General features: G+C 70.7%; 26 protein-coding genes. 10 read left to right on the plus strand and 16 right to left on the minus strand.

Going from position 1 to position 22048, the window contains the following annotated elements; translation table 11 throughout:
* Nucleotides 1–657: 657 nt before the first annotated feature.
* Nucleotides 658–2142, plus strand: a complete 1485-nt coding sequence (gene cysS, locus ACWJIO_RS13645; RefSeq protein WP_480314349.1) for a cysteine--tRNA ligase — start codon at nt 658–660, stop codon at nt 2140–2142.
* A gap of 25 nt (nt 2143–2167) precedes the next feature.
* On the opposite strand, the gene ACWJIO_RS13650 is transcribed toward cysS, so the two are convergent.
* From ACWJIO_RS13650 to ACWJIO_RS13660, 3 genes are read right to left on the minus strand one after another with little or no spacing between them, the layout of a single operon-like run.
* On the minus strand, nt 2168–2407 hold the full coding sequence (locus tag ACWJIO_RS13650; RefSeq protein ID WP_480314305.1) for a hypothetical protein: 240 nt from the start codon (nt 2405–2407) through the stop codon (nt 2168–2170).
* A gap of 46 nt (nt 2408–2453) precedes the next feature.
* A complete protein-coding gene (locus ACWJIO_RS13655; protein ID WP_480314307.1) occupies nt 2454–3812 on the minus strand; it encodes a sodium-dependent transporter in 1359 nt (452 codons plus the stop codon).
* A 40-nt stretch (nt 3813–3852) separates the two neighbouring features.
* Nucleotides 3853–4776, minus strand: coding sequence for a DUF368 domain-containing protein (locus ACWJIO_RS13660; RefSeq protein ID WP_480314309.1), 924 nt, complete (start codon nt 4774–4776; stop codon nt 3853–3855).
* Nucleotides 4777–4826: 50 nt separating this feature from the next.
* Here ACWJIO_RS13660 and ACWJIO_RS13665 point away from each other — a divergent pair, with 50 nt between their 5' ends.
* Both ACWJIO_RS13665 and ACWJIO_RS13670 read left to right on the plus strand, forming a co-directional pair.
* Nucleotides 4827–6077, plus strand: a complete 1251-nt coding sequence (locus ACWJIO_RS13665; RefSeq protein ID WP_480314311.1) for a 1-deoxy-D-xylulose-5-phosphate reductoisomerase — start codon at nt 4827–4829, stop codon at nt 6075–6077.
* Nucleotides 6078–6085: 8 nt separating this feature from the next.
* Nucleotides 6086–6460, plus strand: coding sequence for a (2Fe-2S) ferredoxin domain-containing protein (locus ACWJIO_RS13670; RefSeq protein ID WP_480314313.1), 375 nt, complete (start codon nt 6086–6088; stop codon nt 6458–6460).
* On the opposite strand, the gene ACWJIO_RS13675 is transcribed toward ACWJIO_RS13670, so the two are convergent.
* From ACWJIO_RS13675 to ACWJIO_RS13700, 6 genes are all read right to left on the minus strand, one after another.
* A complete protein-coding gene (locus ACWJIO_RS13675; RefSeq protein ID WP_480314315.1) occupies nt 6426–7478 on the minus strand; it encodes an alpha/beta fold hydrolase in 1053 nt (350 codons plus the stop codon). The two genes, ACWJIO_RS13670 and ACWJIO_RS13675, sit on opposite strands and share 35 nt — an antisense overlap.
* A gap of 125 nt (nt 7479–7603) precedes the next feature.
* Nucleotides 7604–7789 (minus strand): hypothetical protein, encoded by a 186-nt coding sequence (locus ACWJIO_RS13680; RefSeq protein ID WP_480314317.1) that lies wholly within the window; start codon nt 7787–7789, stop codon nt 7604–7606.
* Nucleotides 7790–7969: 180 nt separating this feature from the next.
* On the minus strand, nt 7970–9397 hold the full coding sequence (locus tag ACWJIO_RS13685) for an NAD(P)(+) transhydrogenase (Re/Si-specific) subunit beta (RefSeq protein WP_480314319.1): 1428 nt from the start codon (nt 9395–9397) through the stop codon (nt 7970–7972).
* Between the two features lie 71 nt (nt 9398–9468).
* Nucleotides 9469–9756, minus strand: coding sequence for an NAD(P) transhydrogenase subunit alpha part 2 (locus tag ACWJIO_RS13690; protein ID WP_186699085.1), 288 nt, complete (start codon nt 9754–9756; stop codon nt 9469–9471).
* Nucleotides 9756–10982 (minus strand): NAD(P) transhydrogenase subunit alpha, encoded by a 1227-nt coding sequence (locus ACWJIO_RS13695; protein ID WP_480314322.1) that lies wholly within the window; start codon nt 10980–10982, stop codon nt 9756–9758. Before ACWJIO_RS13695 ends, ACWJIO_RS13690 begins: the two co-directional genes overlap by 1 nt.
* A 122-nt stretch (nt 10983–11104) precedes the next feature.
* A complete protein-coding gene (locus ACWJIO_RS13700; protein WP_480314324.1) occupies nt 11105–11284 on the minus strand; it encodes a hypothetical protein in 180 nt (59 codons plus the stop codon).
* 116 nt (nt 11285–11400) lie between these two features.
* Between ACWJIO_RS13700 and ACWJIO_RS13705 the strand changes: the two genes are divergently transcribed.
* The 3 genes from ACWJIO_RS13705 (at nt 11401) to trxB (ending at nt 14779) form a co-directional block, all read left to right on the plus strand.
* The gene (locus tag ACWJIO_RS13705; RefSeq protein WP_480314326.1) at nt 11401–12918 is read left to right on the plus strand and encodes a DEAD/DEAH box helicase; all 1518 of its coding nucleotides are present in this window, start codon (nt 11401–11403) and stop codon (nt 12916–12918) included.
* Nucleotides 12919–13085: 167 nt separating this feature from the next.
* Entirely contained in the window at nt 13086–13322 is a 237-nt protein-coding gene (locus ACWJIO_RS13710; RefSeq protein WP_480314328.1) for a hypothetical protein, read from the plus strand.
* Between the two features lie 56 nt (nt 13323–13378).
* Nucleotides 13379–14779, plus strand: coding sequence for a thioredoxin-disulfide reductase (gene trxB, locus ACWJIO_RS13715; protein ID WP_480314329.1), 1401 nt, complete (start codon nt 13379–13381; stop codon nt 14777–14779).
* Nucleotides 14780–14806: 27 nt separating this feature from the next.
* Here trxB and infA read toward each other — a convergent pair whose 3' ends face one another.
* Nucleotides 14807–15076, minus strand: coding sequence for a translation initiation factor IF-1 (gene infA, locus ACWJIO_RS13720; protein WP_480314331.1), 270 nt, complete (start codon nt 15074–15076; stop codon nt 14807–14809).
* 218 nt (nt 15077–15294) lie between these two features.
* Between infA and ACWJIO_RS13725 the strand changes: the two genes are divergently transcribed.
* Complete coding sequence (locus ACWJIO_RS13725) at nt 15295–15957, plus strand: pseudouridine synthase (protein WP_480314351.1); 663 nt, start codon at nt 15295–15297, stop codon at nt 15955–15957.
* A gap of 42 nt (nt 15958–15999) precedes the next feature.
* Here ACWJIO_RS13725 and ACWJIO_RS13730 read toward each other — a convergent pair whose 3' ends face one another.
* The 4 genes from ACWJIO_RS13730 to ACWJIO_RS13745 form a co-directional block, all read right to left on the minus strand.
* Nucleotides 16000–16215, minus strand: coding sequence for a hypothetical protein (locus ACWJIO_RS13730; protein ID WP_480314333.1), 216 nt, complete (start codon nt 16213–16215; stop codon nt 16000–16002).
* A 58-nt stretch (nt 16216–16273) separates the two neighbouring features.
* Entirely contained in the window at nt 16274–17236 is a 963-nt protein-coding gene (locus tag ACWJIO_RS13735; RefSeq protein WP_480314335.1) for an NAD(P)H-binding protein, read from the minus strand.
* A 79-nt stretch (nt 17237–17315) separates the two neighbouring features.
* Nucleotides 17316–17417, minus strand: a complete 102-nt coding sequence (gene petM / locus ACWJIO_RS13740; RefSeq protein ID WP_186700214.1) for a cytochrome b6-f complex subunit PetM — start codon at nt 17415–17417, stop codon at nt 17316–17318.
* 42 nt (nt 17418–17459) lie between these two features.
* Entirely contained in the window at nt 17460–18656 is a 1197-nt protein-coding gene (locus ACWJIO_RS13745; protein ID WP_480314337.1) for a class I SAM-dependent methyltransferase, read from the minus strand.
* A gap of 164 nt (nt 18657–18820) precedes the next feature.
* On the opposite strand from ACWJIO_RS13745, the gene ACWJIO_RS13750 reads away from it, so the two are divergent.
* Together ACWJIO_RS13750 and ilvN are read left to right on the plus strand one after the other, a co-directional pair.
* Entirely contained in the window at nt 18821–19852 is a 1032-nt protein-coding gene (locus ACWJIO_RS13750) for an alpha/beta fold hydrolase (protein WP_480314339.1), read from the plus strand.
* A gap of 65 nt (nt 19853–19917) precedes the next feature.
* Nucleotides 19918–20448 (plus strand): acetolactate synthase small subunit, encoded by a 531-nt coding sequence (ilvN, locus tag ACWJIO_RS13755; protein WP_480314341.1) that lies wholly within the window; start codon nt 19918–19920, stop codon nt 20446–20448.
* Nucleotides 20449–20453: 5 nt separating this feature from the next.
* Here the strand turns inward: ilvN and ACWJIO_RS13760 are convergent, their stop codons facing one another.
* Together ACWJIO_RS13760 and ACWJIO_RS13765 are read right to left on the minus strand one after the other, a co-directional pair.
* Nucleotides 20454–21179, minus strand: a complete 726-nt coding sequence (locus ACWJIO_RS13760) for a peptidylprolyl isomerase (RefSeq protein WP_480314343.1) — start codon at nt 21177–21179, stop codon at nt 20454–20456.
* Nucleotides 21176–21748: a photosystem I assembly protein Ycf4 gene (locus ACWJIO_RS13765; RefSeq protein WP_480314345.1), complete on the minus strand. Its 573-nt coding sequence runs from the start codon at nt 21746–21748 to the stop codon at nt 21176–21178. The genes ACWJIO_RS13760 and ACWJIO_RS13765 overlap by 4 nt, the downstream gene beginning before the upstream one ends.
* A 30-nt stretch (nt 21749–21778) precedes the next feature.
* Between ACWJIO_RS13765 and ACWJIO_RS13770 the strand changes: the two genes are divergently transcribed.
* On the plus strand, nt 21779–22048 hold a 270-nt coding region (locus tag ACWJIO_RS13770; RefSeq protein ID WP_480314347.1), incomplete at its 3' end, for a hypothetical protein.

Here is a 22048-nt window from a genome sequence, read left to right on the forward strand (position 1 = left end):
CCTACAGCACCGAAGGACCGCTCTCGCAGGCGCTCTCCAATCTCTGTAAGCCTGCTCTGCTTGGATCTGGCCTCGCGGCCTTCCCCTCGCTGAGCAGTTCAACACCATAGCAGTGTGAGTGCCCTCCATTCGCAACAAGCCTGCGGAGTTGCCTGGGACGGCGCCCGATGGGTTCAGCCACCCCACAGCGAGGAGGGGCACCGCATCCGCCCATGGTCAGGGCCGTGGGGTCGTCTGCTGTGGCCCCCGCCGCTGGCAGCTGACAGCCCTGGGGCTGCCTGCAGAGCAGGCGGTCTGGATGCGATCCATGGGGTTGCGCCCGAGGTGGAGGATCCAGGAAAGACCGGCCTGGCGACTGAGACCGTGCTGCCGCTGCCAGTAGGCCAGGGCACGCTGCCTGCGGGGCCGTATTGCTGGCTGAGGCTGATGGATGAAGCGGTGGAGCCGCTCCGGAATGGGGGTTCACACCGAGCCTGGCGGCTCCGAGGTGCCAGTAGGCCAGGGGGTTGGCAGGGCTGGTCAGGCGGTCGGAGACATCGGCATGAAGCCGCCCAGGGCCAGAACGAACCGCTCAGCCCTGGGTTGGAGTCAGAGAAAACTGATCGGCGCTGCCGGGAGCCTGTGCCACGATCCCAACACAACGCCCCATCTCGTCTTGTGACCCTGCGGCTCAGCAACACGCTCACCCGTCGCGTCGAGGCATTCGAGCCTCTGGAGGCGGGGAAAGTGAGCATCTACTGCTGCGGCGTGACGGTGTACGACCTCTGCCACCTCGGCCACGCCCGCAGCTACATCGCCTGGGATGTGCTGCGCCGCTACCTGATCTGGAGCGGTTACGCGGTGACCTTCGTGCAGAACTACACCGACATCGACGACAAGATTCTTGGCCGTGCCGCCGCCGAGGGCAGCTCGATGCAGGTGGTGAGCGAGCGCAACATCGAGGCGTTTCGTACCGACATGGCCCGCCTCAACATCCTGCCCCCGGATCGCATGCCAAGGGCCACGGGCAGTCTCGGGGCGATCCGCCGCATGATTGCGGAACTGGAGGCCAAGGGCGCGGCCTATTCCACCGACGGCGATGTGTATTTCGCCGTGATGGGCCATGGCGGCTACGGCAAGCTCTCCGGCCGCGACCTCGGCGAACAGCAGGACAACGCCGCCGGCCGGGTGGCGACGGCGGAAGAGGCCCGCAAGCGGCATCCGTTTGATTTCGCCCTCTGGAAAGGGGCCAAGCCGGGCGAGCCGAGCTATCCCTCCCCCTGGGGCCAGGGGCGGCCGGGCTGGCACATCGAGTGCTCCGCCATGGTCCGCGAGGAGCTGGGCGACACGATCGACATCCACCTCGGCGGCGCCGATCTGATCTTTCCGCACCACGAGAACGAGATCGCCCAGTCGGAGGCCACCACCGGCAAGCCCCTGGCCCGCACCTGGCTGCACAACGGCATGGTGAATGTGGGCGGCGAAAAGATGTCCAAGTCGCTGGGCAACTTCACCACCATCCGCGCCCTGCTGGATTCGGGGGTGAGCCCGATGACCCTGCGGCTGTTCACCCTGCAGGCCCACTACCGCAAGCCCCTCGATTTCAGCAGCGAGGCCCTGGAGGCCGCCGCAGCCGGCTGGAAGGGACTCAATGCCGCCCTGGGCCTTGGCCAGCCCAGCGCCGACAGCGCCATCACCCCCGTGCCCAGCGCAGGCGATCCCGGCGCCCTGGAGCCAGAGCTGGCGGCGCTGCGAGAGCGCTTCACCGACGCCATGGACGACGACCTCAACACCTCAGCCGCCCTGGCCACGCTGTTCGAGCTGGGCCGGCCCCTGCGCAGCCTGGCCAACCGGCTGGAGCGGGGCGACGACAGCGCCGCCGAGGCCGTCGCCAGCCCCGCCATGGCGGCCCGGCTGGGCCTGCTGCAGGAACTGGCGGCCGTGCTGGGGCTGAAGCCAGAGGCCCCGGCCCCGCCGCAGAACCCCGCCGGCACCGCGGCAGCCCCCGAGGAGGCGGAGATCCTGGCCCGCATCGAAAGCCGCCGGGCCGCCAAGGCCGCCCGCGACTACGCCAGCGCCGACCGCATCCGCGCCGAGCTCCAGGCCGAGGGCATCGAGCTGATCGACCGCCCCGGTGGCCACACCGAGTGGCTGCGCAGCTGAGCCGCCTGGCCGGAGCCAGCGGGCCTCACTTTGGCGGTGACTGATCGGCCATCAGCCGCTCGATGCGGCGGATCCGCTCCAGGGTTTTCTGCCACACCTCCAGCTCAAAGGAGCGGCCGGCATCGCCGGCCTGCACCGCGTCCTGGCAGTCGCGCACCATGGCCTCGATGTCCTCGCGGGCCTCGAAGGCGTCCCAGAGCTTGCGCTCCAGCCGGGCGCGTTCGATGAAATTCCAGCGCTGCAGCCAGCCCGGCCGTGCCGCCATCGTTCAGCAATCAACTGGCGCCAGTCAAACCCCTGGCCGGCAGGGCTCAGCCGCTCCAACTGCGGGCCAGGTCGAGCACCGAGACCACCAGGCCCACCGTGATGGCGGGCGGCGACAGCCAGCGCAGGGCCCAGAGCAAGGGCCGCACCAGGGCATCAGAGCTGCCGGACTGGCGCAGATCGTCCAGGAAGCGCGCCGGGGCACCCCAGCCCAGCAGCAGCGCCAGCCCCAGGCCACCACTGATCAGCACCACTCCGCCGAACACCGCGTCCATGCGCTCCAGCACACCCACATCCAGGGCCGAGGGCAGCCCCAGCAGGGCGATCAGCAGCACCAGCAGCCAGGTGGCGCGCCGGCGGCTCCAGCCGAGCCGGTCCATCAGGGAGCTGGTGGGCACCTCCAGCAGCGACACGGCGGAGGTGATCGCGGCGATGTAAGCCAGGGCGAAGAACACCACGGCCACGAGCCGGCCGCTCAGGCCCAGGGAGGCCAGACCGGTGGGCAGGGCGATGAACAGGGTGCCCACGGTGCTGCCGCTCACCACGTCGCCCAAGCCGAAACTCGCCACCACCGGGAAGGTGACGCAACCGGCCATCAGCCCGACGGCCGTGTCCATCGCCACCACGCTGGCGGCCTCGCGGGGAATGGGGCTGCGGCGCTGCAGGTAGGCCGCGTAGGCCAGGATCGCGCCGATGCCGGTGCCGATCGAGAAGAAGGCCTGGGTGAAGGCGTTGCGGATCGTGGCCGGGTCGAGCAGTTTGGCGGCATCCCAGCGCAGCAGGAAGGTGCGGTAGCCGGCGGCCGTCTCCGGCAGGGTGGTGGCCCACAGCAGCAGGCCGAGCAGCATCAGGAACAGCAGCGGCATGCCCCAGCGGCTGAGCCGCTCGATGCCGCCACGGATGCCTGCGGCCACCACGGCGCCGGTGAGGGCCAGGCTGAGCAGGTGGCCAAGCACGGCATCACCCCCGCTGCTGATCGCCGTGAAGTAGGCCTCGGCCGCCGCCATGTCGCTTGGCAGCCCGTCGGCCAGAGCATGCAGCAGGGTGCGGCCCGTCCAGCCCATCAGCACGGCGTAATAGGAGAGGATTCCCGTGGCGGCGACCATGTAGAGCCAGCCCAGGAGCGCCCAGCGGCGGCCTCCCACCGTGACCGGCGCCAGCAGCGGCGCGTGCCCGGTGCTTCGCCCCAGCACCATCTCGGCCACCAGCACTGGCAGGCACACCAGCAGCACGATCAGCAGGTAGAGCAGCACAAAGGCGGCGCCGCCCCCCTGGGAGGCCCGGTAGGCAAACCCCCAGAGGTTGCCAAGGCCCACGGCGCTGCCCGAGGCCGCCAGCACGAATCCCAGGCCCGAGCCCCAGTGTTCCGGAGGCCTGCCGCGCTGGCTGGGGCGGAAAGGGGTCATGGGGCGCAGGACGATCGCCCCAGTGTCCGGCATCCGGCCATCAGGCGCCCATCTCCTGGCCGCCGGCGCGGGCCTGCAGCTGCTCCAGCCCCGCCACCAGGGCCACACCGACGGCCATCAGCAGCGCGGCGGCCACCAGGGCCTGGAGGCTGCCGGGCCCGGCCACAGCATCCCGCAGCACCACCACCTTGCCGCTGGCGTTGGTGATGCTCTCGAGCACGACGCGGAACGGCCAGATCTTCCACAGCGAGCCGGCCATGAAGCCCACCAACAGGGCCACGGTCTGCCCGTGCCAGCGCTGCAGCAGCCAGCGCAGCAGGCGCACGAACAGCAACAGGCCCGTGATGCAGCCCAGGGCAAAGGGCACCAGGGTGCCGAACTGCAGCCCCTTCACGGCCTCCATCACATGCTGGTACTGGCCCAGCACCAGCAGCAGAAAGGAGCCCGACACCCCCGGCAGGATCATCGCCATGATCGCCACGGCGCCACTCCAGTAGATCGTGAAGGGGTCGTGGGGCATGGTCACCGGCACCCGGGTGACGAACAGCAGCGCCCCCAGCACCCCGGCCGCCATGGCGATCAGGCCGGAGGCGCCCCAGTGGGCGTGGCGGGCGATCAGCACGATCGACCCCACGATCAAGCCGAAGAAGAAGGCGAACAGCAGCACCCGGTGGTCGGCATAGAGCCAGGTGATCGGCCGCACCAGCAGCAGCACCGACCCCAGCAGCCCCGTGAGCAAGGGCAGCAGGAAGCTGAGCTGCACCCGCGCCGCCGCCTCGCGCCAGGCGCCACGGCCCAGCAGAGCCAGGAAGGCCAAATCGAAGCCGGCCACCGCCTCGAGCAGGCGGCCGTAGATGCCGAGGATGAAGGCCATGCTCCCCCCCGAAACCCCCGGCACCACATCGGCGGCCCCCATGGCCAGGCCACACAGCAGCACGTAGGGCAAGGAGGGCGCGCGGGCCATGGGGGAATCAGTGGGACACTTGGAGCGCCGCAACCTTAGGGAGCCCTGCCGTGAAAGCCATCAGCGTGCTGGGGTCCACCGGCTCCATCGGCACCCAGACGCTGCAGCTGGCCTGCGAGTTTCCCGACCGCTTCAAGGTGGTGGCCCTCACCGCCGGCAACAACCTCGACCTGCTGCTGGAGCAGATCCTGCGCCATGCCCCCGAGGCGGTGGCCCTGGCCGATGGCGAGCGGGTGGCGGAGCTGCGCCAGCGGCTGGCGGCCCTGGATCCGGCCCGCCAGCCGGCGCGTCTGCCCGAGCTGCTGGGGGGCCTCGACGGCCTCTGCGCCGTGGCCGCCTGGCCCAGCGCCGACCTGGTGGTGACCGGCATCGTGGGCTGCGCCGGCCTGCTGCCCACCCTGGCGGCGGTCCGCGCCGGCAAGGACCTGGCCCTGGCCAACAAGGAAACCCTGATCGCCGCCGGGCCGGTGGTGCTGCCGGAACTGGCCAAATCCGGCAGCCGGCTGCTGCCGGCCGATTCCGAGCACTCCGCCATCTTCCAGTGCCTGCAGGGCACCCCCTGGGCCGACACCGCCCGCCTCTCCACCGGCGTGCCCACCCCGGGCCTGCGCCGCATCCAGCTCACCGCCAGCGGCGGGGCCTTCCGCGACTGGCCCGCTGCTGACCTGGCCCGTGCCACCGTGGCCGATGCCACCAGCCACCCCAACTGGAGCATGGGCCGCAAGATCACGGTGGATTCTGCCTCGCTGATGAACAAGGGGCTGGAGGTGATCGAGGCCCACTACCTGTTCGGGCTCGACTACGACCACATCGAGATCGTGATTCACCCGCAATCGATCATCCACTCGATGGTGGAGCTGGCCGATTCCTCGGTGCTGGCCCAGCTGGGCTGGCCAGACATGAAATTGCCGCTCCTCTACTGCCTCAGCTGGCCGGGCCGGCTGGAGACCCCCTGGCGCCGCCTCGACCTCACGCAGGTGGGCCAGCTCAGCTTCCGCGCCCCGGAGCCAGCCAAGTATCCCTGCATGGCCCTGGCCTATGCCGCCGGCCGGGCCGGCGGCACGATGCCGGCGGTGATGAATGCCGCCAACGAGCAGGCCGTGGCCCTGTTCCTCGAGGAGCAGGTGCATTTCCTCGACATTCCGCGCCTGATCGAGCGGGTGTGTGACCGCCACCGGGCCGACCTCACCGCCAGGCCATCCCTGGACGACGTGCTGGCGATCGACGCCTGGGCCCGCCAGGCGGTGCACGAGGCCGCCGCCCAGCTCAGCGCCCGCACGCCAGCCGCCCTGCCGGCCTGATCGCTGCCATGCCCGTGGTCCAAGCCCCGATCGCCCACCACCTGCTGCTCTGCGCCACGCCCACCAAGGCGCTCTGCTGCCCCGATCCCGCCCTGGGGGCCGCCAGCTGGGATGTGCTCAAACGCCTGGTGCGGGAGCTGGGCCTGGAGGATCCGGCCCGCCCCGGCGGCATCGTGCTGCGCAGCAAGGCCGACTGCCTGCGCATCTGCAGCGAGGGGCCGATCCTGCTGCTCTGGCCGGAGGGGATTGTGTACGGGGCCGTCACGCCGGAGCGGATCGAGCGGATCGTGCGGGAGCACGTGGTGGGCGGCGTGCCCATCGAGGAGTGGATCCTGCGGCGGCAGCCCTTCAGCCCAGCAGCCTCTGCAGCCAGCCCAGCGTGAGCTGATCGGCCCACGTGGACCGGGGGCCATCGCCGCGGCCATGGAAGCCGTTGTGGCCGCCCCCCGCCGTGAGCACCACCTCAGCAGATGGGGCACCTGGAGCAGCGGCAGCCAGCTGCTGGGTGGCCGTGGCGGGCACCCAGGGATCATCCAGGGCATGCACCAGCAGGGTCGGCGGCAGGGGAGCGCCCGCCAGCAGCCGCTGCAGCGGGGAGGCGTCGCGGTAGTAGGCCTCGACGCTGGGGTAGCCCCAGCGCGGTGCCGTGATAGCGGCATCGAAGGAGCGGATGGAGCCGGGGGCCCCCGGTCCCTGCAGCCCCGCTTGCTCGGCGGGGTCGAAACCGAAGGGGTCTTCGAGGGTGAGGGCAATCAGGCGGCGCAGCAGCCAGCGCTGGTAGAGCCGGTTGCGGGGCCGGCCGATCTGGTCGGAGCAGGCCGCCAGATCGAGGGGGCTGCTGACGCACACCAACCCAGCCAGCAGGCCTGGCTCGGCCAGGGCGGCATTGAGCAGCACCGTGCCCCCCAGGGAGAGCCCCACCCCCAGCAGCGGCGCCGGAGCAGCCAGGGCAGCGATCTGGTGCAGCACGGGCAGGAGGTCGCGGTTGCAGGCGGCGGCATAGGTGCCCGCCGCCAAGCGCCGGCCTGGGCCCGCCCCGCGCAGGTTGAGGCGCAGCACGCCGAAACCGGCCCCGGCCAGGACCTGGCCCAGGCGCCGCACTCCGAGGGCCTCGCTGCTGCCTCCGAGGCCATGGAGCAGCACCACCAGGGAGGGGGGGGTCGCCGTGGCAGGGTTCGGAGGAACGCTCAGGCCAACCAAAGCCTGGGGCTGATCCAACGGCCGGGTTCTCGGCGCCCCTGCGACGGAATTCAGCGGAAAGTGGAGGGTGGCGGCGCCGTCTTCTGGCAGCCGCAGTGGCTGCAGCGTGTCACGCAGCGTCTGCAGATCGGGCCCCCACCACGGCCAGCGGCCGCCGGGCCAGGAACTGCCGAGCCGGGGGGGACACGCTTCGCGGACCATCGGGAGCTCCAGCAGCCGGGAGGAAGGGGGTCGCCGGCCGTCTTGGCTGCTGGCAGGGGGCAGACAGCTGGTGCCAGCGCGCCAGAGTAGTTCGGCCGGCGTGCTCAGGAACCGAAAGACGACCGTCAGGAGGCGGCCAGATCGATCACCTTCACCTGGTCCAGAGACACATCGAAGGCAGGTGAGCCCTGGCGGGAGAGGGGCCATCGACGGACCCAGCAACGGTCTGAGTCTTCATCGAGGCTGAGTAACTGATAGGCATGGTCGGGCTGGCTGGTGAGCCGCACGATCTGGCCTTGCTGGATCGTCATGCTGCTAAGGGTGTGGTTGTGGGTATGGGTCCCTGGGACAGCAGGGCGCTGAGTCCGGGTTGAAGGACGGTGCCTTGAACGTAACGGAGTGTCTCAAGGGGATTGACAGCCGGTCACATTCGGGTCACGAATGTCAGCGAAAGCGGACCCGCCTGGCGCCGACTTGCTAGACCCTTCGCTTCAGGAGGCCACCTTCTGCCGCCCCACCCCCAGCTCGCGCAGCTCCGAGAGCAGGCCGTTGAGCACCACCTTGGCGTCGCCGAACACCATCGCCGTCTGGGGCAGCTCGAACAGGCCATTGGCGATGCCGGCGTAGCCGGCGCCGAGGCTGCGCTTCACCACGAACACCTGGCGGGCCTGGTCCACCTCCAGCACGGGCATGCCGTAGAGGGGGCTGGTGGGGTCGGTCTTGGCGTCGGGGTTCACCACGTCGTTGGCGCCGAGCACGATCGCCACGTCAGTGCGGGGGAACTCGGGGTTGATGGCGTCCATCTCCTGCAGCTGCTCGTAGGGCACATCGGCCTCGGCCAGCAGCACATTCATGTGGCCGGGCATGCGCCCCGCCACCGGGTGGATCGCATAGCTCACCTCGGTGCCGTTGGCCTCCAGCACCTTGGCCAGCTCGCGCAGGGCGTGCTGGGCCTGGGCCACGGCCAGCCCGTAGCCGGGCACGAACACCACCCGCTCGGCGTTCTCCAGGGCCAGGGCACACTCCTCAGGGCTGCAGCTGGTGATGCGGGTGTAGCCGGCCTCGCTGCCGCCACCGCCCACCTTGGGCGCCACGCCCAGGGCGCCACCGAACAGCACGCTCACCAGGGAGCGGTTCATGGCCGTGCACATCACCTGGGTGAGGATCAGGCCGGCCGAGCCCACCATGGCGCCGGCCACGATCAGCAGCTGGCTGCCCACCACGAAGCCCGCCGCCGCCGCCGCCACGCCCGAGTAGCTGTTCAGCAGCGAGATCACCACCGGCATGTCGGCGCCGCCGATCGGCAGGGTGAGGCCGATGCCGAGCAGGCAGGAGCTGACCACCAGCACCGCCAGCAGCGTGGGCCCGCCAGAGCTGCTCAGGAGCACCGCCGCCCCCAGGGCCACCGCCGCCAGGGCGATGTTGACGCCGTGGCGCAGGCCGCTCTGGGTCCAGCCCGGCGTGCCGAGCCAACCCTGCAGCTTGGCCATGGCCACGATCGAGCCGCTGAAGGTGATCGAGCCCACCACCACCGAGATGGCGATCGACACCTGGGACACCAGGTTGGAGGCATCGGCCCGGAACAGGGCCACCCCCACGGCCACCAGCAGCGAGGAGAGGCCACCGCAGCCATTGAACAGGGCGACCATTTCGGGCATGGCCGTCATCGGCACCCGGCGGGCGGTGATCAGCCCGGCCAGGCCACCCACGGCGGCGCCGGCGCCGATGCCGGCCCAGGCGATCGGCTCGGGCCGCAGCTGGATCAGCAGTCCAGCCACCGCCAGGCCCATGGCCAGGGCGGCCAGGCCGTTGGCGGAGCGGGCCGAGCGCACCTTGGCCAGGCCCTTGAGGCCCAGGGCGAGCAGCAGCACCGCCGCCAGGTCGATCACCACGGGGAACGCGGCGCTGAGGGTGTCCATCAGGTTCGGGTTAGGAGTAGGGAGGCAGGCGGAGGCGGTGGCGGTGGCGGTGGCGGTGGCGTGAACACCGCTCAGCGCGGCTTGCGGGCGAACATCGCCAGCATGCGGTCGGTCACCAGGAAGCCGCCCACCACGTTGAACAGGGCGAAGCCCAGGGAGAGGGAGCCCAGCAACAGCAGCACCGGGGCATCGCCGGCCTGGGCAATCAGGGTGAGCGAGGCCAGCACGGTGATGCCGCTGATGGCGTTGGCGCCGCTCATCAGGGGGGTGTGCAGGGTGGGGGGCACCTTGCCGATCAGTTCCAGCCCCAGCAGGCTGCCGAGCAGCAGCACCCAGAGCGATTCGGAGAGGCTGCCCATCAGGCCACCCCCGCCAGCTGGGGCTCATCGGCGGCCACGCCCACCACATCGGGGCGCCAGCAGCGGCCTGCATGGGTGATCAGGCAGCCCGCCACGATCGGATCCTCCCGGTCGAAGCCGAAGCTGGCGGCAGGCGCCACGGCCTCGCCAGCGGCGGCGCCATCGGGCGGGGGCGACGGGTTCAGGCTGAGCAGATGCTCCAGCAGGGACGCCACGTTGCGGGCATAGAGGGCGCTGGCGTGGTTGGGCACGCTGCTGGGCAGGGCATCGGCGCCGATCAGCTGCACGCCATGGCGCAGCACGGTCTGGCCGGGCACGGTGCAGGCGCAGTTGCCGCCCTGGCCCACGGCCAGGTCCACCACCACCGCCCCGGGGCGCAGCCGATCCAGCATCGCCTCGCTGATCAGACGCGGCGCCGGCCGGCCAGGCACCTGGGCCGTGCAGATCACCATGTCGGCCTGGGCGAGCTGCTCTTCGAGCTGCTGGCGCTGGGCAACCAGGAAGGCCTCACTGGCCGCCTTGGCATAGCCGCCGGCCTCCCCCGGGGCCTCGTCCCGCTCGGGCGGTGCCACGAAGCGGCCCCCCAGAGACTCCACCTGTTCGCGGGCGGCGGCGCGCACATCGCTCACGTACACCACCGAACCGAGACGGCGGGCGGTGGCCAGGGCCTGGAGGCCCGCCACGCCGGCTCCGAGGATCAGGGTGCGGGCCGGCTGGATCGTGCCGGCAGCCGTCATCAGCATCGGCACGTAGCGATCCAGGGCCGCCGCCGCCAGCAGCACCGCCTTGTAGCCGGCGATGTTGGCCTGGGAGGAGAGCACGTCCATGGTCTGGGCGCGGCTGGTGCGGGGCAGCAACTCCAGGGCGAGGGCCGACACCTGACGGCGGTTGAGGGCTCCCACAAGGGCATCGGCGCCGTAGGGGGCCAGCAGGCCCACCAGCAGGGCACCGGGGCGCAGCTGCTCCAGGCGATTCTGGGAGGGAGGCTGCACACACAGCACCCCATCGAGGTGCTCCCAGCTGGGGCTGTCAGCGGCCAGGAGTTCGGCGCCGGCGGCGGCATAGGCCTGATCGCCGTAGCCGGAGGCCTCACCCGCCCCGGCCTCCACGGCGATGCTCAGGCCCTTGGCGCTGAGTCGCTGCACGGTTTCCGGGGTCGCGGCCACCCGCGCCTCGCCGGGGTGGACTTCCCGCTGAATCAGGAGCTGGGGGGGAGACAGGGACACCGGCGCTGCACATGGTCCTGTCTGTATTAGGAAGCCAGTCGGCTGCGGCGGCAACGCATCGGGGGGCAATGTGCGGGCATGCCCACCTGGGATGCCCTGGACACACCACCGGATCGGCGTCGCTACACAATCGGCAGCAATTCCTGCTCAATGCAGCGGGCCAGGGCTTCGGCCCGGTAGCGGTGCAGCAGGCGGGCCCGCAGGATCAGCGGGTCGATGTCGCACTCCAGCAGCCAGCAGAGCTCCAGGTGGCGGCGGCGCCACGACAACGAGGCGATCGGGATCCGGGGAGGAGGAACCATGGCCGCACTCGACTACCGCTCACCCGGAAGCTAGGCAGCCTGCAGAACCTGCCCATCAGCGAGAACACCTATTTGCATCGGCGTTTCGGGGGGACAATGCAGGCTCCAGGAGTGCCATGGCCCACCCCTCCTTCACCTTGCCTGCGGGGAACGGTTCGGTCGCCGCCTGGCCGATCCGTCCGCGTCAGTGGCAGCGCCAGCTGATCCAGCTGTTGCGTGCCCGCCTGGTCCAGGCGCCCGCCGGCGGCCAGGACGTGCTGATCCATGCCGGCCCCGGCGCCGGCAAGACGCTCGGGGCCCTGCTCAGCTTCCAGCGCCTGCAGGCGGAGGGTCGGCTGGATCATCTGCTGGTGTTCTGCCACCGCACCACGATCGCCAGCCAATGGCAGGCGGCCGCCGTGCGGCTCGGCCTGCAGCTGCAGCTCTGGAGCCCCGACCAGGACCTGGAGCCCCCCCAGGCCGGGGAGCCGCGGCAGGGTCTGGTGCTCAGCTACCAGGCCGCCGCCCGCTATCGGCAGCGCCTCGAGGCCGCCTGGAGTGACCCCTGGAGCACTGGCGGCCCCGGCGCGATCGGAGGGGGGCGCTGGCTGGCGATCGCCGATGAGGTGCACCACCTCGGCATCGATCCGGAGGAACCGGAGGCGGCGGCCTGGGGCCAGGCCTTCAGCCGGCTCACTGCCGGCGCCGCCCTGCGGCTGGGCCTCACCGGTACCCCCTTCCGGGCCGACAACCTGGCCTTCTGCTCTGCCCGCCGCATTCAGGCGCGCCAAGGCGATGAAACCGTGGAGCACATCCGCCCCGACCTCAGCGTGGAGCCCCGGGCCCTGATCGCCGCCGGCGATGTGCGGCCGCTGGAGTTCCGCTTTCAGGACGGCTGGGTGGAGCATGGCCGCCCGATCGAGACCAACCCGCTCCAGCACGGCGACACCGAGACCTCGCCCCTCTCGGCCGAGGCCCGCGAGAGCTGGCGGGCCCGCAACCTGCGGCGGGCCATCCGCCTCGGTGATTCCAGCAGCATCGCCCTGCGGCTGCTGCTGCGCGCCCGCGATCGCCTCGAGCGGGTGCGGCGCGAGCACCCCGAGGCGGGCGGGCTGGTGATCGCCCGGGACATCGCCCATGCAGGCCAGCTCAGTGCCCTGCTGCGGGAACAGGGTGATCGGGTGCATCTGGTGCACTCCCAGGACCCTCAGGCGGCGGAACGGCTGGCGACATTCCAGGCGGGGGAGGCCGACTGGCTGGTGAGCATCGACATGTGCGCTGAGGGCTTCGATGCGCCGCGGCTGCGGGTGGTGGCCTACCTCACCACCGTGGTGACCCGCAGCCGCTTCGTGCAGGCGATCACCAGGGCCGTGCGCATGGAGGCCAGCCGCGCCTCCCTGGAAGCCATTCCGCGCCACCCCTCCTATGTGTTTGCCCCCGCCGATCCCCTGCTGATCAGCTACGCCCGCAGCTGGTCGTTGAGCGAGCCCTATCTGCTGCGGAGCCGCTCCACGCCAGCGGCAGCGGCTGGGGCGGGCAAGACCGCGGGGGGCCAGCTGCCCCTGGAGGCGATTCGCGAAGAGGCGGGCGAGATGCTGCATCTGCGAGGGCCCGAACTGCCTGGCTTCCTGAAGCGGCCAGCCAGAGCCGCCTGAGCAACCCGCCTGCGGAGCCCTTCACCACAAAGCTGTACGGATTTGAGCAAAACACTTGCCAAAATGGGCCGAAGGGACGATGCCTTCACGACGTTGTGTCAACCACTACCTCAATTCGGCACGGCAGCCGCCAACGTGGTGCCACAAAGGGAATTCGGGTCGGGATCATGGATGCTCCACTGAACCGCCGACTCACCGTTGCCGTGAGCTGGGCCCTGGCCCGCCGGGCCACCCTCGACGCTCTGGAGCACTACGAAGAGAGTTACGCCCTCACCGAAGAGTTCCGTGAATGGCTGCTTGGCGTGGAAGACCATCCGCAGCTGCTGGAGCTGGGCATGTTGATGGTGCCCCACAACCTCAACAAGGCCGTGAATCCCGAGATCGACGGCATCCTGGAGCTGTGAACGCAGCGGGCCGCCCCGTCCCTTAGGCTGTAACTCATAGTCACTCCGCCTAAGCCGTGTCAGCTGAGAGCAGCCCCGCCGTCCAGAGCCGGCCAGAGATCGAGAACCTGGTGATCGTGGGCTCCGGCCCAGCCGGCTACACCGCCGCCATCTACGCAGCCCGCGCCAACCTGCGCCCGCTGCTGATCACCGGGTTTCAAGACGGCGGCATCCCAGGCGGTCAGCTGATGACCACCACCCACGTGGAGAACTACCCCGGCTTTCCCGATGGGATCCTGGGGCCCGATCTGATGGACCGGATGAAGGCCCAGGCCGAGCGCTGGGGCACCGAGCTGGTGCTCGCCGATGCCACCGCCATTGACCTCTCCCAGCGTCCCTACCGGGTGAGTGCCGATGGCGTCACCTACATGGCCCACAGCGTGATCCTGGCCACCGGCGCCAGCGCCAATCGGCTGGGGCTTCCCAGTGAGGAGCGGTTCTGGAGCCGCGGCATCAGCGCCTGCGCCATCTGCGACGGCGCCACCCCCCAGTTCCGCAACGAGCCCGTGGCCGTGGTGGGCGGCGGCGACTCCGCCTGTGAGGAGGCTGTGTACCTCACCAAGTACGGCAGCCAGGTGCACCTGATTGTACGTTCGGGCCAGCTGCGGGCCAGCAAGGCCATGGCCGATCGGGTGCTGGCCAATCCCGCCATCAGCGTGCACTGGCACCGTCAGGTGCTCGATTGCAGCGGCGGGGACTGGCTGGGCGCCCTCACCCTGCAGGACACCCAGGCCGACGGCCGCGAGGAGCTGGCCGTGAAGGGCCTCTTCTACGCCATCGGCCACACCCCCAACACCCGCCTGGTGAAGGATCAGCTGGAGGTGGACAGCCTCGGCTACCTGGTGACCCGGCCCGGCCGGCCCGAAACCAGCCTCGAGGGCGTCTTCGCCGCCGGCGATGTGGCCGATGCCGAGTGGCGCCAGGGCGTCACCGCCGCCGGCAGCGGCTGTCAGGCCGCCCTCGCCGCCGAGCGCTGGCTCACCCACCACAACCTCGCCACCACCGTGAGCCACACTCCCGTGGATCCGCAAACAGTGGGCGAGCCGAAGCGCACCGCCGTGAGCGACGAGGCCAACTTCGATCCCGCCGCCCTCTGGCAGAAGGGCGGCTATGCCCTCCGCAAGCTCTACCACGACAGCGACAAGCCCCTGCTGGTGGTGTACACCTCCCCCACCTGCGGGCCCTGCCACGTGCTCAAGCCCCAGCTCAAGCGCGTGCTCGACGAACTGGGCGGCGCCGCCCAGGGGGTGGAGATCGACATCGAGGCCGATCAGGAGATCGCCGTGCAGGCCGGCGTCACTGGCACTCCCACCGTGCAGCTGTTCTTTCGCAAGGAGCTGCAGCAGCAGTTCAAGGGCGTGAAACAGCGCAGTGCCTTCAAGGCCGCCATCGAAGCGCTGCTGGCTGTACCCGTCTGAGCAGGCTGCAGCTGAGCGGGCCTAGGCTCAGCGGCGCCGCGGGCCACCGGGACGGTTGCCGCCAGCGCGGGGCCCCGTGGCGCCGACGTTGCGCTCCCGGTAGGTGATGCGGCCGCGGGTGAGGTCGTAGGGGCTGATCTCCACCAGCACCTTGTCGCCTGCCAGCAGCTTGATCCGGAACTTGGTGAGCTTGCCCGCCGCCCGGCACAGGCACTGGTGGCCAGCCGGCTGCTCCAGTGTCACCAGGTAGAACCCGTTGCCCTGTTCCTTCTCAATCACACCGGAGGTCTCAATCATGCAGCGAAGCGGCCAGGCGAAGCAACAGCTTTCTGTAGCTTAGGCGTCACTGGGCCGCACCCCGGCCAGGGGGCTGGGCTCAGGGCCTAGGGTCTGCGCCACCTCTGCACCAGCCCCCAACGCCATGATCCTTCCCCCGCTCAGCCTGGATCTTGGCCTGTTGTTGATTTCAATCGGCGTGGTCAACCTCTGGAACGCCCGCCAGTCCTGATGCCGCGCTGACCACCCTTCTCTTCCACAAGCCCTACGGGGTGCTGAGCCAGTTCACCCCAGAGCCGGACAGCCGCTGGCGCTGCCTGGCCGAGTTCATCCCGGTGCCGCGGGTCTATGCCGCCGGTCGCCTCGATGCCGACAGCGAGGGCCTGTTGCTGCTCACCGACAACGGCCAGCTGCAGCGGCGTCTCACCGATCCCAGCTTTGGCCACTGGCGCACCTACTGGGTTCAGGTGGAGGGCCAGGCCAGCGACCATGCCGGCGCGCTGGAGCAGCTGCGCCGCGGCGTGCTGCTCCAGGGGCAGGGCACCAGGCCCGCCCGGGTGCAACTGCTGGCTGAACCCGACCTGCCAGCGCGCCACCCCCCGATCCGGCAGCGGGCCAGGATTCCAGTGAGCTGGCTGGAGCTGCAGCTGCAGGAGGGCCGCAACCGTCAGGTGCGGCGCATGACAGCCCTGGTGGGGCTGCCCACCCTGCGCCTGGTGCGGGTGGCCATCGACCTGATGGATGGTCAGGAGCCCCTGAACCTGAGCGATCTGGCCCCGGGCCAGTGGCGTCACTTGACGGCTGCTGAACAGAGGCGCCTCAACCGCCTGGGGCGCCCCTCACCCGGTCGGGGCGGCCGGGCCGGCGGCGGAAAATCGGGACGGGCTGGTGGCGGCGGGTAAGGGGGTTTGGCCAGAGGCTCAGCGGCCAGAGGCGCAGTGGGCTCAGCCCAGGCAGTCTTTGATTTCCCGCACCGTCTGCAGCTGGCCGTAGTAGTAGTTGGCCCGGGCGCGGCGATCCGGATCTTCCAGGCTGTCAAAGGCATCGAAACCCAGGCTCTGCCAGAGCTCGTGGCCGCAGGCGCTGGTGAGGGCCTCACCGGCCTCGGTCTCGAGATTGGCCAGGCGGCGCTGCAGGTTCTTGATCTGGGCAACCGACATCGGCGAGACGCTTCAGCCCGTCATAGTACAGACGAACCAGTGATAATGGGGAGGGCCGTCAGAAGGGCAGCTTCTTCTTGGCGTCCTTGTCGAGATCGGCTTCCATCTCCCTGAGCCGCTTGAGAATGGTGTCGTAGTACTCCTTCAGATAGGCCTCCAGGCCTGTGGTTTCGGAGGGATCGAGGCCAAAGGTCGCGTAGCTCTCCTCCATTGGCGCATCCAGCTTCACGCCACCGCCGGTGACGGCATCGAAGGAGAGCCGTTCGGCCACGTTGAGGCTGGCCTCAAAGAAGCTGGTGAGGCCGCGCATCATCGAGAGCAGGGTCGGCGGCACCCGGAACACCCGGGCATCCTTGCCGGTGAACCGCTCGCAGAGCTGGGTGATCTCACCGGTGATCCAGGCCCGCGGGCCCACGACCGGAAAGGCCCGGCGCACGGTTTCGGGGTGCTCCAGGGCCGCCACCGCAAAGCGGGCCATGTCCTGGGTGTTCATGTAGGCGATCGGCGTGGGCGATCCACTCACCCACACGGTCTGCCCCTCCAGCACGGGGATGGCGAACTGGCTGATCAGGCCCTGCATGAACGCCACGCCGCGCAGGATCGTGTACTCGAAATCAGAGGCCTCCAGCCATTCCTCCGTGCAGGCCTTGATGTCCATCAGCGGCACCTCGCGGTGGCGGGCCGCATCCAGCAGCGACACGAACACGAGGCGCTTGACGCCGGCGCGGGAGCAGGCGGCGAAGAGGTTCTGCTTGCCGCCCCAGTCGATGTCATAGGCACTGCCGGGATCGGTGGCCCGGGCGGTGGCCGCATCGATCACGGCTTCCTGGCCTTCCAGGGCGTAATCGAGGCTGGCTGGTTCCAGCAGGTCGCCCCGGGTGAGCTCACAGCCCCACTCCTGCAGGAAGGCGGCCTTGCGGGGGGAGCGCACCACACAACGCACCTGGTGGCCTGCATCGAGGGCCCGGCGAGCAACCTGGCGCCCCAAGGTGCCCGTTGCGCCCACCACCAAGACCTGCATGCCGCTCGTTCAATCGGCTGAGAGCCTAGGGGCCGGCTCAGCCCAGCGAGATCGGCGAGACCGGCAGCGGCTGGGGGTTTCAGTCTTCGTCGGCGAAGCGCAGCAGCAGGGCGCCGCCGGCCAGGCCCACGGGGATCAGCACCCAGAACAGGGCTGCGATACCGAAGATCTCCGAGGCCATGGTGGGGGCGCGTTGTGACACCAGTTTTAGCGCGGCGTGGCCTCAGTTCGGCCCTGGCGGTGCCAGCGCCGCCGCCAGCTCCAGGATCCGGGCCCAGGGCGCATCGCTGCGCAGCATGCCGGCCATCACGCCGCTGCGGTGGGCGCACCAGCCGTCCTGGCGCAGGGCTTCCAGCAGGCGGGCCAGCCGCGGCGAGCCGCCGGGGAGGCGGCGCCCCAGCTCGGCCATCGGCCAGCAGCGGGCCGGCAGGCCGGGGTCGGCCAGCAGCGCCAGCAACAATCGCTGGCTGGCCGGCGCCTGCCAGCCGGGAGGCAGCGCCAGGGCAGCCTGCTGCAGGCGCTCCAGCCAGGCCCCGTTCTGCAGCGGGCCCAGCCAGAGGGGGCCGGAAATCGCCAGGGGGTGGCCGCCCAGGCGCTGGGGATCCCCAGGGCAGAGGCACGGCGCCCAGCCGCGCAGCCGCAGCAAGCTCTGCAGCTGCTGATCGCCGCAGCCATGGCAGTGGGCCAGAAGCCCGAGCTGCTGCTCCTCACCGGCCCGGGGCCGGCGGCGCAGCTGGATCGCCGTGCGGAAGGTGCGCCCCTCGCTGAAGCTGAACAGGGGTTCAACGCCACGCCCCTGGGCCCAGGCGAGCCGCGCCACCTGGCCGATCTGCAGCCGCAGCGCCAGCTCCCAGCTGGCCGGGTGGGCCCGGGCCGCCGCCCCCAGGGAGCGGATGGCGGCGAGGCGGTCGTGGCCGGTGGGGGAGCGGCCATCGGTGCTGGCCAGGTACAGCACCCCCTCGAAGGCCACGGCCTCCAGGGCGAGGGGCAGCAGCCCCCCCACCGAGCCGAAGCCATCGAGATCCACCAGCTCGAAGCGCTGCTCCCGCAGCAGGCATCCCGCCAGCAGCTTCTGGGCTGTGAGGGCGGTGCAGTGGTGGGGCAAGGCCGCCAGGTTGGCGAGATTGGCGCGCAGCAGCGGCAGGCGCTCGGGATCGGCATCATTGGCCCACACCGAGGCCGCTCCACCCTCCATGGCCAGGCGCAGGCTGCGAATCCCACAGCCGGCCATCAGATCGAGCACCCGCACCGGCGGGTAGGCGCCGGGGCCCTCCCCGCAGGCCACCAGGCTGCGGCAGAGCAGCACGCCCAGGTCGCGGCTGGGCCGCGATTCAGGCCGGAAGAATCCCGGCCCCAGCTGCAGGCTCACACCCCCTTCCCGGTAGGCCTCCGGGGCGGCATCGGCCCTGGCCGGCCTCATCGGCCAGGGCCTGCCGGTGCTGCCCTCAATCGCCTGCCGCTCACCCGTCTGGCCGCGCTGGTGGGAACCATCCTGGCGGCTGGACGAGCCGGCCCCACGGCCAGCGCCAGGCGCGGCCTACGTTTGAGCTTCGCTTGATGGCCCCGGGGGCCACCGCACCTCCCTTGTCTTCCCCCCCGGCTGAGGCAGTGCCGCATTCAGGGCTGGCCCCCCATTCCCACTCGCCCCGCACAGGGGTGGACTGGGGGGAGCACGGCACCTGGATCTGGCGCGGTCTGGCGGTGCACTGGCGCCAGCTCGACCCTCCCGACGACGTGCTCAAGCGCCAGGGCGGCGTGCTGGGAGCGGTACTGCTGCTGCATGGCTTCGGGGCCGCCAGTGGCCACTGGCGCCACAACGCAGCCGCCCTGGCCGCTGAAGGCTGGGCGGTGTATGCCCTGGACCTGATCGGCTTCGGCGCCTCCGAGCAGCCGGGCCCTGGCCGGCTTCCCGCCGGACGCCTCGACAACCGCCTCTGGGCCAGGCAGGTGCAGGCCTTCCTGCAGGAGGTGGTGGGCGGGCCGGCGGTGCTGGTGGGCCATTCCCTCGGCGCCCTCGTGGCCACCAGCTGCGCCACCTTCTTTCCGCTCTGGGTGCGTGCCGTGGTGGCGGCCACCCTGCCCGACCCGGCCCTGATGGGCCGCAGCCGGCCGCGTCCGCCGCGGCGACGTCCCTGGCGGCGCCGCCTCAAGCGGCAGGTGGTGGTGCTGCTCTGCAGGCTCTTGCCCCTGGAGCTGCTGGTGCCTTTGCTGGCCCACTCGCCCTTGCTGGCCCTGGGCATCCAACTCTCCTATGCCATCCCGGTGATCGGCGACCGGGAGCTGAGACGCCTGATCGCCACCCCGGCCCGCCGGCCCGGTGCGGTGCGCAGCCTGCGCGCCATGAGCATCGCCATGGCCCTGCGTCCCCATGGCGCCACGGCCCCCTCCCTGGTGCCGCGCCTGCGGCGGCCCCTGCTGCTGGTCTGGGGATCGCGCGACCAACTGGTGCCGATCCAGGTGGGGGAGGCCCTGCTGCGGCTGCGCCCCGACTTGCCCCTGCACAGCCTGGAGGGCTGTGGCCACTGCCTCCATGACGAGGCCCCCGGACCCTTCCACGCCGCCGTGATCCCCTGGCTGCAGCAGCTCGCCCAGGGCGCAGCGGCGGGCGAGCCCTGAGCAGGCAAGGGCTTCAGTGCCGACGGGTAGCTTGGTGACACCTGCCCGGTTCCCATCCCACAGCCATGAAGCACACCCTCTCGGTGCTGGTGGAAGACGAATCCGGGGCCCTCAGCCGCATCTCCGGCCTGTTCGCCCGCCGCGGCTTCAACATCGAGAGCCTGGCGGTGGGGCCGGCCGAAGGGGGAGGCATGTCCCGCCTCACCATGGTGGTGGAGGGCGACGACCGCACCCTGGCCCAGATGACCAAGCAGCTCGACAAGCTGGTCAACGTGCTGGGCGTGATCGACCTCTCTCAGATCCCCTCGGTGGAGCGGGAGCTGATGCTGCTCAAGGTGGCCGCCCCGGCGCACAACCGCGGCGCCATTCTCGACCTGGTGCAGGTGTTCCGCGCCAACGTGGTGGATGTGGCCGATGAGGCCCTCACCCTTGAGGTGGTGGGCGATCCCGGCAAGCTGGTGGCCCTCGAGCAGGTGATGGCCCCCTACGGCATCCTTGAGATCGCCCGCACCGGCAAGGTGGCCCTGGAGCGGGCCTCCGGTGTGAACACTGCCTTCCTGCGGGTCACCGCTTCCAACAAGCGGGTCCCCGCCTGAAGCCCCTAGGAGCCGGGCTTCACCAGCTTGCCGCCTGAGGCCACGCTGGCCTTGATGATCTTGTCGCCCTGCTGGATGCGGTCGACCACCTCCATGCCCTGGCTCACCCGGCCGAACACGGCGTAGCGGCCATCCAGTTCAGGCAGGGCCTGCAGGGCCACGTAGAACTGGGCGCTGGCCGAATTGGGATCAGCGGAGCGGGCCATCGCCACCGCGCCGCGCTGGTGGGCCAGCGCCAGCTGACGGGTCACGCCTGGGGCGGTGATCGTCTCGCCGTAGCGGGGGGCGGGCTCCTCGCTGAGCTTGAGCTCCAGCGGAATCAGGCGCGCCTCACCGCTGGCGGGGTCCACATAGCTGCCGCTGCCGTACTGGCTGGGAGGCACCACCGGGTTGGCGCTGGCCGGATCGCCGCCCTGCACCACGAAGGGGGTGGGCTCGCGCACCACCCGGTGGAACACGGTGCCGTCGTAAACGCCACGCTGCACCAGATCCACGAAATTGCCAGCGCTGAGGGGCGCCGCGTCGCCATCGAGCTGCAGCTGAACCTCACCGCGGCTGGTCTGCAGCGTCACCGTGGCTGGGCCCTCCAGGCAGGGGGTGGTGGCGGTGGCACAACCCTGGGGAGTCGAGCTGGAACCGCTCGGGGTGCAGGCCGCCAGCACCAGGGGGGTGAGCATCAGCAGCGCGCCCAGGGCCAGCCGGGTGGCCAGGCGGCGGGAGAGGCCGCTCATACGCCCTCCAGGGGCACCCCCAGGAAGCGGGCCAACTGGGCGCCGGACTGCTCCAGGTCGGCAAGGGGCATGGGCTCGCCCACCCGGGTGAGGGGCAGATCGCGCCGGCCCTGCAGCTTCAGCGCCAGGCGGCGGCGGGGGTTGAGGCCATCGCGCACCTCCACCTTCACCGCCTGGATGTCCCGCAGCCGGATCTCCACGTCGATCAGCTGGCGGAAGGCCTGGCGGCGAATCGTGGCGGTGCCGGCGCGGCGGTCGAAGCGGTTGCTGCCGGCGCCCACGTCGAGGCCGATCACGGTCCAGAGGTAGGTGGCCAGCAGTACGGCTGCCGTGCCATACAGGCCCATCACCAGCCCCTGGGGCACGAAGACCAGCTCGGCGGGGTGGCCGATCGGCAGCAGATCCCGGGCCAGGTAGCTGGACAGGCTGGTGAGCAGAAAACCCACGCCGCCGAGGCTCACGGCCATGGCCATCAGCAGGTTGGAGGGTCGACGGGAGCCGAGCACCGGTTGCTCCAGCAGATCGGATGGCCCCGTGCTGAGGCCATCGGGGTTGGCAGCGGTCGTCACGGCAGAGTTCAAGGAGGAGGAAAGGTTGGCGTGCTGGGCAGCTGGGCCGGGTGGCTGAACGGTGCGCGGGGATGGGCCAGGGGCACCGCGGAGGCCCACCGCATCCTGGCGCCCGGCCGCGACCCAGGGGGCGAGGATCAGAATAAATACTTAAAAGCCTGGCCTGAGCTGGGGTTTCAGCCCATTGCGGCCAACCTCGCGATGCCGCAGAACATTGTTACCATCGCCCGGTATCCCGCTTCCTCCATGACGATCGCTGCAGGACGCTTGCCGCAGCGGGGATGGTTCGACGTCCTCGAT

The organism is Paraciimarium castrense LEGE 11436, from assembly GCF_056633055.1.

Excerpts from the sequence above, each read along its gene's own strand:
- ACWJIO_RS13700 (WP_480314324.1), bottom strand. The coding sequence starts at position 11,284 with ATGGTTCCTCCTCCCCGGATCCCGATCGCCTCGTTGTCGTGGCGCCGC.
- ACWJIO_RS13705 (WP_480314326.1), top strand. The coding sequence starts at position 11,401 with ATGGCCCACCCCTCCTTCACCTTGCCTGCGGGGAACGGTTCGGTCGCC.
- ACWJIO_RS13670 (WP_480314313.1), top strand. The coding sequence starts at position 6,086 with ATGCCCGTGGTCCAAGCCCCGATCGCCCACCACCTGCTGCTCTGCGCC.
- ACWJIO_RS13760 (WP_480314343.1), bottom strand. The coding sequence starts at position 21,179 with ATGAGCGGCCTCTCCCGCCGCCTGGCCACCCGGCTGGCCCTGGGCGCG.
- ACWJIO_RS13735 (WP_480314335.1), bottom strand. The coding sequence starts at position 17,236 with ATGCAGGTCTTGGTGGTGGGCGCAACGGGCACCTTGGGGCGCCAGGTT.
- ACWJIO_RS13745 (WP_480314337.1), bottom strand. The coding sequence starts at position 18,656 with ATGAGGCCGGCCAGGGCCGATGCCGCCCCGGAGGCCTACCGGGAAGGG.
- ACWJIO_RS13655 (WP_480314307.1), bottom strand. The coding sequence starts at position 3,812 with ATGACCCCTTTCCGCCCCAGCCAGCGCGGCAGGCCTCCGGAACACTGG.
- ilvN (WP_480314341.1), top strand. The coding sequence starts at position 19,918 with ATGAAGCACACCCTCTCGGTGCTGGTGGAAGACGAATCCGGGGCCCTC.
- infA (WP_480314331.1), bottom strand. The coding sequence starts at position 15,076 with ATGATTGAGACCTCCGGTGTGATTGAGAAGGAACAGGGCAACGGGTTC.
- ACWJIO_RS13730 (WP_480314333.1), bottom strand. The coding sequence starts at position 16,215 with ATGTCGGTTGCCCAGATCAAGAACCTGCAGCGCCGCCTGGCCAATCTC.
- ACWJIO_RS13660 (WP_480314309.1), bottom strand. The coding sequence starts at position 4,776 with ATGGCCCGCGCGCCCTCCTTGCCCTACGTGCTGCTGTGTGGCCTGGCC.
- ACWJIO_RS13650 (WP_480314305.1), bottom strand. The coding sequence starts at position 2,407 with ATGGCGGCACGGCCGGGCTGGCTGCAGCGCTGGAATTTCATCGAACGC.
- petM (WP_186700214.1), bottom strand. The coding sequence starts at position 17,417 with ATGGCCTCGGAGATCTTCGGTATCGCAGCCCTGTTCTGGGTGCTGATC.
- ACWJIO_RS13690 (WP_186699085.1), bottom strand. The coding sequence starts at position 9,756 with ATGGGCAGCCTCTCCGAATCGCTCTGGGTGCTGCTGCTCGGCAGCCTG.
- ACWJIO_RS13680 (WP_480314317.1), bottom strand. The coding sequence starts at position 7,789 with ATGACGATCCAGCAAGGCCAGATCGTGCGGCTCACCAGCCAGCCCGAC.
- ACWJIO_RS13675 (WP_480314315.1), bottom strand. The coding sequence starts at position 7,478 with ATGGTCCGCGAAGCGTGTCCCCCCCGGCTCGGCAGTTCCTGGCCCGGC.
- ACWJIO_RS13685 (WP_480314319.1), bottom strand. The coding sequence starts at position 9,397 with ATGGACACCCTCAGCGCCGCGTTCCCCGTGGTGATCGACCTGGCGGCG.
- ACWJIO_RS13710 (WP_480314328.1), top strand. The coding sequence starts at position 13,086 with ATGGATGCTCCACTGAACCGCCGACTCACCGTTGCCGTGAGCTGGGCC.